Source organism: Curtobacterium sp. BNK-1 (assembly GCF_048685235.1).
In the GTDB taxonomy this organism is placed as follows: Bacteria; Pseudomonadota; Gammaproteobacteria; order Enterobacterales; family Enterobacteriaceae; genus Pantoea; species Pantoea agglomerans.
Genome location: NZ_JBLQTJ010000001.1, coordinates 741,522 through 754,872 on the forward strand (window position 1 = coordinate 741,522; position 13,351 = coordinate 754,872).

The 13,351-nt window shown below is 52.3% G+C and carries 10 protein-coding genes; 7 read left to right on the plus strand and 3 right to left on the minus strand.

Annotation, left to right across the window (positions count from 1 at the left end; genetic code table 11):
• Positions 1-4: 4 nt before the first annotated feature.
• From cyoA to ACMGGP_RS03350, 3 genes are all read right to left on the minus strand, one after another.
• The gene (gene cyoA, locus ACMGGP_RS03340; protein WP_010255402.1) at positions 5-931 is read right to left on the minus strand and encodes a cytochrome o ubiquinol oxidase subunit II; all 927 of its coding nucleotides are present in this window, start codon (positions 929-931) and stop codon (positions 5-7) included.
• A gap of 444 nt (positions 932-1,375) precedes the next feature.
• On the minus strand, positions 1,376-2,866 hold the full coding sequence (gene ampG, locus ACMGGP_RS03345; RefSeq protein WP_010255404.1) for a muropeptide MFS transporter AmpG: 1,491 nt from the start codon (positions 2,864-2,866) through the stop codon (positions 1,376-1,378).
• A gap of 57 nt (positions 2,867-2,923) precedes the next feature.
• Positions 2,924-3,502 (minus strand): lipoprotein, encoded by a 579-nt coding sequence (locus ACMGGP_RS03350; protein ID WP_010255406.1) that lies wholly within the window; start codon positions 3,500-3,502, stop codon positions 2,924-2,926.
• 286 nt (positions 3,503-3,788) lie between these two features.
• Between ACMGGP_RS03350 and bolA the strand changes: the two genes are divergently transcribed.
• From bolA to ppiD, 7 genes are all read left to right on the plus strand, one after another.
• The gene (gene bolA / locus ACMGGP_RS03355; RefSeq protein ID WP_008924895.1) at positions 3,789-4,103 is read left to right on the plus strand and encodes a transcriptional regulator BolA; all 315 of its coding nucleotides are present in this window, start codon (positions 3,789-3,791) and stop codon (positions 4,101-4,103) included.
• Positions 4,104-4,396: 293 nt separating this feature from the next.
• Entirely contained in the window at positions 4,397-5,701 is a 1,305-nt protein-coding gene (gene tig, locus ACMGGP_RS03360; protein ID WP_187499831.1) for a trigger factor, read from the plus strand.
• A 336-nt stretch (positions 5,702-6,037) separates the two neighbouring features.
• The gene (gene clpP / locus ACMGGP_RS03365) at positions 6,038-6,661 is read left to right on the plus strand and encodes an ATP-dependent Clp endopeptidase proteolytic subunit ClpP (RefSeq protein WP_010255410.1); all 624 of its coding nucleotides are present in this window, start codon (positions 6,038-6,040) and stop codon (positions 6,659-6,661) included.
• Positions 6,662-6,795: 134 nt separating this feature from the next.
• Complete coding sequence (gene clpX, locus ACMGGP_RS03370; protein ID WP_010671205.1) at positions 6,796-8,067, plus strand: ATP-dependent protease ATP-binding subunit ClpX; 1,272 nt, start codon at positions 6,796-6,798, stop codon at positions 8,065-8,067.
• Positions 8,068-8,253: 186 nt separating this feature from the next.
• Entirely contained in the window at positions 8,254-10,608 is a 2,355-nt protein-coding gene (gene lon / locus ACMGGP_RS03375) for an endopeptidase La (RefSeq protein WP_010671206.1), read from the plus strand.
• A 214-nt stretch (positions 10,609-10,822) separates the two neighbouring features.
• Positions 10,823-11,095 (plus strand): nucleoid-associated protein HU-beta, encoded by a 273-nt coding sequence (gene hupB, locus ACMGGP_RS03380; protein ID WP_009091701.1) that lies wholly within the window; start codon positions 10,823-10,825, stop codon positions 11,093-11,095.
• A gap of 247 nt (positions 11,096-11,342) precedes the next feature.
• On the plus strand, positions 11,343-13,211 hold the full coding sequence (gene ppiD / locus ACMGGP_RS03385; RefSeq protein WP_022626118.1) for a peptidylprolyl isomerase: 1,869 nt from the start codon (positions 11,343-11,345) through the stop codon (positions 13,209-13,211).
• Positions 13,212-13,351 lie beyond the last annotated feature (140 nt).

Consider the following 13,351-nt stretch of genomic DNA (forward strand, 5'->3'; position numbering starts at 1 on the left):
CGTATTATTCCTCGGCTCCCGCGGAAGCGGCGTGACTCATGTCCATACCTTCATGTTTTGGCATGTCCATTTTCCCGTGGCTCATCTTGAACTTGTCGATGACTTGCATGAACAGTTTCGGATCAGCTGAAGAGAAATATTCCACCGGGTGATTTTCGCTTGGCACAGCCACTTTCTCGAAATCATCCATGGTGTTCAGCGTGTTAGGGGCTGCTTTAACTTTAGCCACCCACTGCTGGAATTCCGCATCGTCTTTGGTTGCAATGGCTTTAAACTTCATGCCAGAGAAACCACGACCACTGAAGTTCGCAGAGATACCGTCGAAAATTCCCGGCTCATTTGCAATCAGATGCAGCTTGGTCTGCATACCAGCCATCGCATAAATCTGGCTGCCGAGCGTTGGGATGAAGAAAGAGTTCATGACGGAGTTAGACGTGATTTTGAAGTTCACCGGAGTATTTGCCGGGAAGGCAATCTGGTTCACGGTCGCAATACCCTGTTCCGGGTAAATGAACAACCATTTCCAGTCCAGTGCAACCACATCGATCTCAACCGGTTTCACATCAGATTGCAGCGGTTTGCTGGGCTCCAGTGCGTGGGTTGATTTCCAGGTCAGCACGCTGAGGAAGAGAATGATCAGGATCGGAATGGTCCAGACCACGGCTTCCACTTTGTTAGAGTGTGACCAGTTAGGGCTGTACTTCGCATTCGTGTTGGACGCCCGATATTTCCAGGCAAACACCACGGCCATCAGGACTGCGGGGATGACGACGATCAACATCAGGCCAAAGGCAGTCAGTATCAGCGAACGTTGCTCCAGTGCAATCTGTCCTTTGGGATTTAACAATGCACTATCGCAGCCACTCATTAATAAAGTGCCTGCAATTAATGACAAAATCCCCAAACTTTTATTGTATTTACTGAGTCTCATTTAACGACCTCAATGACAAAGGGCTCTATTGTCGTTTAAGTGTGCGCGCATTTTACGGGAAGGTTTATGCAGTGTAAACCAGCTTAAGGATGTGTCAGATACGTGTTGACACCTTTTGCTAAGGGTGTCACAGATGTTGCGCCAGGTGACAAATAATTAACGCAGACAAGCAGTTGGCATCAATATAACAAAAACCAATGGAAGTAACCGTAAAAAAATCAGGGAAAGGAATAACCCTTACTTTTAACTCCCAAATATTTAACAAGTCTGCATCATTTGCGCGATGAAATTTAACTAAAGTAATTGCTCACCGGTTTTTAGTATTTCCGCTACGCCTCCTCAGGTCATATTGTTATTTTTAAAAAATAACACGCGATGATAAATGGCGGCGACTTATCGGCGTGTCATAAAATAAGCCGCAGCCCGTAAACCTATCGATTTCACTTAAGCATCTGATGCAGGCAACGCAGGGGTTCTCTTCAGCGCCCGATAGTCCAGCAACACTCCCGAAAGCACCGCCAGCAGGGAGAGTGTCATACCCAGCTCAAACAGGCGGGTAAGCAGCGGTGTCAGCGCCGTCACGCCCAACGCATTCAGTGCCAGAGCCACCAGCCAGAGTGCCAGCACGCCGCATCCGGCTGCAAACAGACGATTAGTCCAGCGATAGCCATGAGGATAGTAGCTACGTGTCAGAAAATTGCCACTTTGCTCGACCTGATTCAATGTTTGTCGGCAAAAAGCCAGCAGCACCAGGCCCGGCAGACCCGCCATCACCGTGAAAGCATAAAAGGTCGGCCAGCCCCAGAGTTCCACCAGCCACCCCGCCGCCGGGCCAACATAGACCCGACCCACCGCTGAGAGCGCCGACAACAGTGCGAACTGGGTAGCGGAGAACGACTTATTGCACAGCGTCATTAACAGCGCCACAAAGGCCGCGGTGCCCATGCCGCCACAGAGATTTTCAACAAAGACCGCGCTGGCCATGCTCCACAACTGTTTATCGGTCACCGCCAGCAGCCAGTAACCAAAGTTCGAGACAGCCTGCAGCAGACCGAAAATCATTAGCGCCCGGAACAGGCTCAGACGCTGCATCAGTACGCCGCCATAGAGCGCGCCGATAATGGTCGCCAGCAGACCCAGCGTCTTGTTGACCAGACCGACGTCACCGGCGTTGAAGCCCACGCCGCGAATCAAAAAAGTGGTGGTCAGCGAGGCGGCAAACGCATCGCCCAGCTTGTAAAGAATAATCAGGGTAATCAGCAGCCAGGCGTTGTTGCGCTGAAAGAAATCTTTTAGTGGATCGACCACCGCCTGACGCAGTGAATGGGGTGTGGAGATACGGGTATCTGGCTCGCTCGCCACCAGCGTGGCGATAATGCCGGGCACCATCATCAGCGCCATCAGCCAGTAGGTTGCCTGCCAGCCGAGGTAGCGGTCAGCCAGCCACAACGCCAGCCCGCCGGAAATCAGCATTGCCAGTCGATACCCCAGCACGGTAATCGCCGCGCCGCTGCCACGCTCTTCAGGCGGCAGGATGTCCGTTTTCCATGCGTCAAAAACGATGTCCTGTGAGGCGGAGCAGAAGGCAATCAGCACGGCCAGCGCGGCCATCAGGGTAAGATCGCGTCCCGGTTGCAGAAATCCCATCGCGATTATCCCGCCAACCAGCGCCAGCTGACTGACCAGTAACCAGCCGCGACGCCGGCCCAGAAACGGCGGCGTATAGCGGTCCATCATCGGTGACCAGAGAAACTTAAAGACATAGGCCTGGCCGACCAGCGAAAAGAAGCCGATGGTTTTCAGGTCGACATTTTCCACCGTCATCCACGCCTGCAACGTGCCCGATGTCAGGGCCAGCGGCAGTCCGGAAGCAAAACCAAGAAGCAGCAATACGGCGGCGTTTTTCTGGCTGAAGAGGCGAAGATAGTGGTTCATGCGGATCCTGCAGATAACAAAAAGCCCTGCGCAAGGCAGGGCAGAGGAGAGACTGAATTAACGGGCGTTCTGCTTGATGAAGTCGTTGACGCTGGTGTCCTGAGCCATATCCGCGATCACATCGCTCATAGTGGCGTTCACCGCGTTGGTAATCTTCTGGTTATTGGCGTTGAACGCGCCTTCTACGCTGTAAGTCTGGCGGTAGTTTTTAACCTGTTTGTTGCCGTTTTTCGCTGTTGCGATAATAGAGATGTCCGCTTTGGTGGTGATGCTGTAGCGCACATTGCCCTGAGTGACGTCGGCATAGAGGTTGTTCACCACAATCTGCAGATCGACCGCGCCATTAGGACCAATCATATAGCCGCGTGCTGTCATCTGCTTCTCCAGCACTTCCTGCAGCAGGAAACGCAGGTCACGCGATGACGTTAAGGTCACTAACTGACCATCACGATTTACTTTTGCCAGCGCCTGATCTTTACGCTGGTCGGCACCGTTGATGCTGACAGTCACGCCCATCAGGCCTGGGTCCTGCTGCGGTAACTGAATTTTAGGCTGGATAGTCAGGGTATTATTGCTGGTTGCACAGCCGGCTAAAATGAACGCAGCCAACAGTGGGAATAACAGTTTTTTCAACATACTTTTTCTCGTTGGTGTCAGGGGGTTGGTTTGCAAAAACTGCGGTTATCATAGCATTGCCCGGCAGTGAAAAAAGCCCTGTTGCCGGGGAAATTGTGTCTGAAACCGTTTTAAGCCTCTTCTCTGACAGGCCGGTCTGCTGTTCGTTTCAGCTGCGTTATTATGCGTGCCGGAAGCGGCCTGACATAAAATGCAATATTTAGCGTCGGCTGACGGGTAAGCGCACTAAAAGCGACTAAGATTGAATGAGATGGGGCACTGCGCTCGCCATTGAGGAGTAATAGCCATGATCCGCGAACAAATAGAAGAAAAGCTGCGTGTGGCGTTTCAGCCAGCTCATCTGGAAGTGCACGACGAAAGTTACCGGCACAATGTTCCTGCCGGATCGGAAAGTCACTTCAAAGTGGTCATCGTGAGCGACTGCTTTGCAGGCCAGCGTTTTCTGGCGCGTCATCGCCTGATTTATGGCGAACTGGCCGCTGAGTTAGCGGGCAGCGTACACGCCTTAGCCCTGCATACTTACACCCTGAAAGAGTGGGAAGGGTTGCAGGATACCGTACTGGCTTCGCCTAACTGTCGTGGTGCCGGAACACTCGCCTGATCTCCCTTCTCTGAAACGGCCTGCGGGCCGTTTTTTCTGTTATTTAGCGAAAAACGCGATCCCTGGCTCAAAAAAGCAGCAAACCTGCTGAAAAGTGGTGAGTTAGCATCCTCGACTCATTCCAGCGATGCCGCTATAATGCTGCGTCTATTTTTCCGGAATGTCTTCGGGACGCTTCTGGTAACAGGGATCAGGTTCTCTTCACGGAAGCCGTCCCGGTTGTTGGATACGGCGCATTTCACTATGTGTGGTGTCTGAAGTTGACCGAGCACGTGATTTTTTGAGGTAACAAGATGCAAGTTTCTGTAGAAACCACTCAGGGCCTGGGCCGTCGCATTACGATTACTGTCGCTGCTGACAGCATCGAAAGCGCTGTAAAAAAAGAACTGGTTGACGTTGCCAGGAAAGTTCGCATCGATGGTTTCCGTAAAGGCAAAGTGCCGATGAACATCGTGGCACAGCGTTACGGCGCTTCTGTCCGTCAGGACGTGCTGGGCGAGCTGATGACGCGCAACTTTGTTGACGCCATCATCAAAGAAAAAATTAATCCGGCTGGCGCACCGAACTACGTGCCAGGCGAATACAAAGAAGGTCAGGATTTCACCTACGCGGTTGAATTCGAAGTCTATCCGGAAGTTGAGCTGAAAGGCCTGGAAAACATCGAAGTCGAAAAACCTGTCGTTGAAGTAACTGATGCTGACGTTGATACCATGCTGGACACTCTGCGCAAGCAGCAGGCCAACTGGATCGAAAGCGACGCTGCAGCAGGTCCGGAAGATCGTGCCACTATCGATTTCAACGGTTCTGTGGAAGGTGAAGAGTTCGAAGGCGGCAAAGCCTCTGATTTCGTTCTGGCCATGGGCCAGGGCCGCATGATCCCAGGCTTTGAAGAAGGCGTTGTGGGTCACAAAGCGGGCGAAACTTTCACTATCGACGTGAAATTCCCGGACGACTACCACGCAGAAAACCTGAAAGGGAAAGATGCGAAGTTCGAGATCGTGCTGAAGAAAGTTGAAACGCGCGAACTGCCAGAGCTGACTGAAGAGTTCATCAAACGTTTCGGCGTTGAAGATGGTTCAGTTGCCGGTCTGCGTACTGAAGTGCGTAAGAACATGGATCGCGAGCTGAAAGGCGCTATCCGTAATCGCATCAAAACTCAGGCAATCGACGGTCTGGTTGAAGCGAACGAAATCGACGTGCCAGCTGCGCTGGTTGACAGCGAAATCGACGTTCTGCGTCGTCAGGCTGCACAGCGTTTCGGTGGCAACGAACAGCAGGCGCTGGAACTGCCACGCGAACTGTTCGAAGAGCAGGCTAAACGCCGTGTTGTTGTCGGTCTTCTGCTGGGCGAAGTGATTCGTACCCACGAGCTGAAAGCTGACGAAGCGCGCGTAAGCACCATGATCGAAGAGATGGCTTCTGCGTATGAAGATCCGCAGGAAGTGATCGAGTTCTACAGCAAGAATAACGAGCTGATGAACAATATGCGCAACGTTGCGCTGGAAGAGCAAGCGGTTGAAGCGGTCCTGGCGAAAGCTAAAGTGACCGAGAAAGAGACCAACTTCCAGGATCTGATGAATCAGACCGCTCAGGCCTGATCACGCATTTAACCGTCTGTGCTAAGCCCGTGACTGCAAAGTCGCGGGCTTTTTTGTGTTTTGCGTCCGGATAGCCACTCTTCGCCGCTATTTGTTTAATAAACAGGCGAATTATTCACGCATCGCTTTTTCCGGGTTAGCGAACAGGGAAAAGATTGTTATGCTTGAAACATGCGTGCAGCATCCCCAGATACAGGGAGTATGCAGAAATAAGAGTGAGGCTGGCTGATTAACCGTCCTGAAGGTGTCGGAAAAAGGCGCGGCGTGGAGTTTCCCGCGCGTCTTACGTAGAATCGGTACAGAATGTTGCCAATGAAATTTATCCAGGAGACGGTAATGTCATACAGTGGCGATCGTGAATATACAGCACCGCACAATGCGCTGGTGCCAATGGTGGTTGAACAAACTTCGCGTGGTGAGCGTTCTTACGACATCTACTCCCGTCTGCTTAAAGAGCGCGTCATTTTTCTGACTGGCCAGGTCGAAGACCACATGGCTAATCTGATTGTGGCGCAGATGCTGTTTCTGGAAGCTGAAAACCCGGAAAAAGATATCTATCTCTACATTAACTCACCAGGCGGTGTCATCACGGCCGGTATGTCGATCTACGACACCATGAAATTTATCAAACCGGATGTCAGCACTATCTGTATGGGTCAGGCCTGTTCTATGGGTGCTTTCCTGCTGACGGCGGGGACCAAAGGCAAACGTTTCTGTCTGCCAAACTCACGTGTGATGATCCACCAACCGCTGGGCGGTTATCAGGGTCAGGCGTCAGACATCGAGATCCATGCGCGCGAAATCCTTAAAGTTAAGCAGCGTATGAATGAGCTGATGGCTGAGCACACCGGTAAAACGCTGGAAGAAATTGAGCGTGACACCGAGCGTGACCGTTTCCTCTCTGCAAATGAAGCGGTAGAGTATGGATTAGTCGATTCAATTCTGACGCATCGCCAATAAGACCCGACTTACCGTTGTCCCTGGTCTATAGTTAACAGGACAACGGTACTATTATGGGTTGAATGAATTTCGGCCGTCTCCGCACGGCCTGAGCCGTACGCGGGTATGGCCTGAGAACAAGAAGAGGTTAACTGATGACAGATAAGCGCAAAGACGGTTCAGGAAAGTTGCTGTACTGCTCTTTTTGCGGCAAAAGCCAGCATGAAGTGCGAAAGCTGATTGCCGGGCCGTCAGTGTATATCTGCGATGAGTGTGTTGACCTGTGCAACGACATCATTCGCGAAGAGATTAAGGAAGTTGCCCCGCATCGTGAACGTAGTGCGTTGCCAACCCCACATGAAATTCGCCATCACCTCGATGATTATGTCATCGGTCAGGAAAGAGCGAAGAAAGTGCTGGCGGTTGCGGTTTACAACCACTACAAGCGTCTGCGCAACGGCGATACCAGCAATGGTATCGAGCTGGGCAAAAGCAACATTCTGCTGATTGGCCCGACCGGTAGTGGTAAAACGCTGCTGGCAGAAACGCTGGCACGCCTGCTGGATGTGCCGTTTACCATGGCTGATGCCACCACGCTGACTGAAGCCGGTTACGTGGGTGAAGATGTTGAAAACATCATCCAGAAACTGCTGCAGAAATGCGACTACGACGTACAGAAAGCACAGCGCGGCATCGTTTACATCGATGAAATCGACAAAATCTCACGTAAGTCTGATAACCCGTCGATTACCCGTGACGTGTCAGGCGAAGGCGTACAGCAGGCACTGCTTAAACTGATTGAAGGCACCGTGGCTGCCGTTCCCCCGCAGGGTGGACGTAAGCATCCGCAGCAGGAATTTTTGCAGGTTGATACCTCTAAAATTCTATTTATCTGCGGCGGCGCATTTGCCGGCCTGGACAAAGTAATTGCCCAGCGTGTTGAAACCGGATCCGGTATCGGCTTCGGCGCGACCGTGAAAGGGAAATCGCAGAAAGCCAGCGAAGGCGAACTGCTTGCGCAGTGTGAACCAGAAGATTTGATCAAATTTGGTCTGATCCCTGAGTTCATCGGTCGTCTGCCTGTTGTTGCGACCCTGAGCGAGCTGAGCGAAGAAGCGCTGATTCAGATTCTGCGTGAGCCTAAGAACGCCCTGACCAAACAGTACCAGGCGCTGTTTAACCTGGAAGGCGTTGAGCTGGAGTTCCGTGACGAGGCGTTAACCGCCATTGCTAAGAAAGCGATGTCACGTAAAACCGGTGCACGTGGTCTGCGTTCAATTGTAGAAGGCGCGTTACTGGAAACGATGTATGACCTGCCTTCCATGGACGACGTGGAAAAAGTAGTGATTGATGAATCAGTTATTGAAGGTCAGTCTGAGCCCATGTTGATCTACGGTAAGCATGAAGCCCAGGCATCTGGCGAATAATTAAACAGATCGTCCATCTTGTCGTAATAAAAAAGGGGAAAATGTTTCCCCTTTTGCTTTTCTCGCCTCTGTGACGTTGAATGTCGGACAATCATCCCCATATACTCAGATACCTGTGGGTTTAACTGCATACCTGCCTGATGCGGTTCCCATCACCTGGCGGACATTAAACAAAGAGAGAGCTCTATGAATCCTGAGCGTTCTGAACGCATTGAAATCCCCGTGTTGCCGCTGCGCGACGTGGTGGTTTATCCGCACATGGTAATTCCGTTGTTTGTTGGCCGGGAAAAATCAATTCGGTGCCTTGAAGCCGCAATGGATCATGATAAAAAAATCATGCTGGTCGCACAGAAAGAGGCTTCAACGGATGAACCTGGCATTAACGATCTCTTCTCAGTAGGGACCGTTGCCTCAGTATTACAAATGCTGAAACTGCCGGATGGCACCGTCAAAGTCCTGGTCGAAGGTTTACAGCGCGCCCACATTACGACGCTGGCCGATAACGGTGACCATTTTGTGGCACAAGCTGAATATCTGGTTTCGCCAGAGATTGAAGAGCGCGAGCAGGAAGTGCTGGTGCGCACGGCGATCAATCAGTTTGAAGGCTACATCAAACTCAACAAAAAGATCCCACCCGAGGTTTTAACCTCGCTGAACAACATTGACGATGCGGCCCGCCTTGCCGACACCGTCGCAGCACATATGCCACTGAAGCTGGCAGACAAACAGTCTGTGCTGGAGATGTCCGACGTCAACGAACGTCTGGAATATCTGATGGCGATGATGGAATCTGAAATCGATCTGCTGCAGGTTGAGAAGCGCATTCGCAACCGTGTTAAGAAGCAGATGGAGAAGAGCCAGCGCGAGTACTATCTGAATGAGCAGATGAAGGCGATTCAGAAAGAGCTGGGCGAGATGGACGACGCGCCCGACGAGTACGAAGCGTTAAAACGCAAAATCGATGCGGCAAAAATGCCGGAAGAAGCGCGCGAGAAAGCGGAAGCTGAGCTGCAGAAGCTGAAGATGATGTCCCCGATGTCCGCTGAAGCGACCGTGGTTCGCGGCTATATCGACTGGATGGTGCAGGTTCCGTGGAACGCGCGCAGCAAAGTGAAGAAAGATCTGCGTAAAGCGCAGGAGACGCTGGATACCGACCATTACGGGCTGGAGCGCGTGAAGGATCGTATTCTTGAGTATCTTGCGGTTCAGAGTCGCGTCAGCAAAATCAAAGGGCCGATTTTGTGCCTGGTCGGACCGCCAGGGGTAGGTAAAACCTCTCTCGGTCAGTCGATCGCCAAAGCGACCGGACGCAAATATGTGCGTATGGCGCTGGGTGGCGTGCGTGATGAAGCTGAAATCCGCGGTCACCGTCGTACTTACATCGGCTCTATGCCGGGTAAATTAATCCAGAAAATGGCGAAAGTCGGGGTTAAAAACCCACTGTTCCTGCTGGATGAAATCGACAAAATGTCCTCTGACATGCGCGGCGATCCGGCTTCAGCGCTGCTGGAAGTGCTTGATCCTGAGCAGAACATTGCGTTCAACGACCACTATCTGGAAGTCGACTATGACCTCTCTGATGTGATGTTCGTTGCTACATCGAACTCAATGAACATCCCGGCACCGCTGCTGGACCGTATGGAAGTGATTCGTCTGTCGGGTTACACCGAAGATGAAAAACTGAACATCGCTAAGCAGCATCTGCTGACCAAGCAGATTGAGCGCAACGCCCTGAAAGCCAATGAAATTACGGTTGAAGACAGCGCGATTGTGGGCATTATCCGTTACTACACCCGTGAAGCCGGTGTGCGTAGCCTTGAGCGTGAGCTGTCGAAATTGTGCCGTAAAGCGGTGAAATCACTGCTGATGGACAAGACGAAAAAGCACATCAACATCAATGGCGAAAACCTCAAGGATTTCCTGGGCGTTCAGCGCTTCGACTACGGTCGTGCGGACAGCGAAAACCGTGTGGGTCAGGTAACGGGTCTGGCGTGGACGGAAGTGGGTGGCGATTTGCTGACTATCGAAACCGCCTGCGTACCAGGTAAAGGCAAGCTGACTTACACCGGTTCTCTGGGTGAAGTGATGCAGGAGTCGATTCAGGCTGCGCTGACCGTGGTGCGTGCGCGTGCCGAGAAGCTGGGCATCAATGGTGACTTCTACGAAAAACGTGATATTCACGTTCACGTCCCTGAAGGCGCTACGCCGAAAGATGGTCCAAGTGCCGGTATCGCCATGTGTACTGCCCTGGTCTCCTGTCTGACCGGTAACCCGGTGCGGGCGGATGTGGCGATGACCGGTGAGATCACCCTGCGTGGTCAGGTGTTGCCAATTGGCGGGCTGAAAGAGAAACTGCTGGCAGCGCACCGTGGTGGCATTAAAACCGTGCTGATCCCTGACGACAACAAGCGCGACCTGGAAGAGATTCCACAGAACGTGATTGCCGATCTGGAGATTCATCCGGTGAAACGCATTGAAGAGGTGCTGAATCTGGCACTGGAAAATGCGCCATACGGTATGCAGGTTGTAACAGCAAAATAGTGATTAACGGCAAAAACCGTTAAAAAGCGGAGCTGGCAAGGCAATTGGCGCTTGCCAGCTTTTTTTTGTGCCGTTAATTTAGGTGGCTGCCGACGCGACGTTCTCAGAGAAATTCCGTTGTTTCGGCTCCACAGGCTTGATATAACTTGCTGCGCGTTCGCACCCTGCCGGATGCAGGGTACGATGTGAAATAATAAAAGAGGGGATGAAGAGAGTGAATAAGTCACAATTGATCGACAAAATTGCTGCCGATGCTGATATTTCTAAAGCTGCAGCGGGACGTGTTTTAGATGCATTTATGGGCTCAGTTTCAGATGCGCTGAAAGACGGTGATGAAGTGGCTCTGGTAGGTTTCGGCACATTCTCTGTGCGTGACCGCGCTGCACGTACCGGCCGCAACCCGCAAACCGGTAAAGAGATCACCATCCCGGCCGGTAAAGTACCAGGCTTCCGTGCTGGTAAAGCATTGAAAGACGCTGTCAATTAATAACAACGAATAGATTCATTGACGCATTTTCTTCAGTGGATTAGAGGACGATTAACCCGTTCTCATGTAACATACGGGCACATCAATCAGATGTGCCTTTTTTGTTTTAACCGGTGAGAATCGGGCCGTAAGATGGACCTGGACCGGATTGAGACTGCCAGCTAAGCCAGCAGTTGCGTGAGTCGCCAGCCAATGGCGAATTGCGACCGAGCTTTACATTCACACTACAGCGGAGTGTTGCCATACCATGATGGACAATTTACGCGCGGCGTCGAACCATGTCGTGCTCAAGATTATTTTGGGGCTGATTATCCTCTCCTTTGTGCTGACGGGCGTTGGCAACTATCTGATTGGCGGCAATAACGACTATGCGGCCAAAGTTAACGGCCAGGAGATTAGCCGGGGACAGCTGGAGCAGGCGTTCAACAGCGAGCGCAGTCGTCAGCAGCAGATGCTGGGCGATCAGTTCTCACAGCTGGCCAGCAACGATGGCTACATGCAGCAGATTCGCCAGCAGGCGCTGTCGCAGCTAATCGATCAGGCGCTGCTTGATAGCTACATCAAAGATCTCCACCTCAGCATCAGTGACGATCAGGTGAAGCAGGCTATCTTCAATCAGCAGGCTTTTCAGACCAACGGTAAATTCGACAATGCCAAATATCTGAGTCTGATCAGCAATATGGGCTTCAGCGCCGACCAGTATGCCGAAGCGTTGCGTAAGCAGCTCTCTAATCAACAGCTGATCAATGCCGTGGCTAACACCGACTTCACGCTGAAAGGCGAAGCCAGCAAACTGGTGGACCTGGTTTCACAGCAGCGTGAGATTCGTCAGGCGACGCTGGACGTCAATGCACTGGCGGCGAAGCAGGCCGTTACTGACGACGAAATCAGTCAGTATTATCAGCAGCATAAAACCAGCTTTATGGCACCAGAGCAGTTCCGTGTCAGCTACCTCCTGATGGATGCGGCCAGCATGCAGCAGGATGCCAGCGAGGCCGACATTCAGGCCTGGTACGACCAGCATAAAGCGGACTATTCGCAGCCACAGCGTACGCGCTACAGCGTCATTCAGACCAAAACTGAAGCCGATGCCAGTGCGGTCCTGGCGCAGCTGAAAGCAGGTGCCAGCTTCGCTGACGTGGCAAAAGCCAAATCCATTGACCCGATCTCTGCGCGTAAGGGCGGCGATATGGGCTGGCTGGAACCCTCTACGACGCCGGATGAGCTGAAAAATGCCGGTCTGACTGAGAAAGGCCAGATGTCAGGCGTCATCAAATCTTCAGTGGGCTTCCTGGTGGTTCGTCTTGACGATATTCAGCCAGAGCAGGTTAAACCACTGGATGAAGTGCGCAGCGCCATTGCAGCGAAAGTGAAGCAGGAGAAGGGCGTTGATGCCTTCTACAAAGTGCAACAGAAAGTCAGCGAAGCGGCCAGCAATGACAATGAGTCACTGGCGGGTGCAGAGCAGGCTTCTGGTCTGAAAGCGAAAGAGACTGGCTGGTTCAGTCAGGATACGCTGCCAGATGAGCTTAACTTTGATGCAGTGAAGCAGGCGATCTTTAATGGCGGTCTGGTCGGGCAAAACGGCGCGCCGGGCAACAACTCCGATATCATCACTGTCGATGGCGATCGTGCCTTTGTGCTGCGTATCAGTGAGCATAAACCGGAAGCGGTAAAACCGCTTGAGCAGGTTAAGGCGCAGATCACTGACACGCTTAAGCATGATAAAGCGACGCAGCAGGCCAAAGCTCAGGCCGATAAGCTGCTGGCCGATCTCAAAGCCGGTAAGCAGGATGCGCTGACTGCCGCAGGTCTGACGCTGAGCGCCAGCAAGACCGTTGATCGCAATGCGCAGGATCCGGTGGCACAGACTGCCTTTAACCTGCCTCAGCCTGCGGAAAATAAACCTTCCTGGGGTGTCAGCGAAGATATGCAGGGCAATGTGGTACTGGTGGCGGTTGATAAAGTTAAAACCGGCAGCATGCCGCAGGCGCAGATTGACGAAATGGTCAAAGGCGTTACGCAGAATAATGCGCAGCTGGCGTTTGAAGCGTTACTGCAAAACCTGCGTAAAGAGGCCAAAATTAAGTACGGCGCTGCCGCACAAATGCAGTAAGCCTCGCAGAAACTGCGCAACGACTGTAACAATCAAAGGCCGCATTCGCGGCCTTTTCCATTTCTGAAATCCCGCTTTTGAGCCTTGTGTGCAGTAGTGCCACTCTGTCGCTGCTGTTTACACACAAGGAGAAACACAGC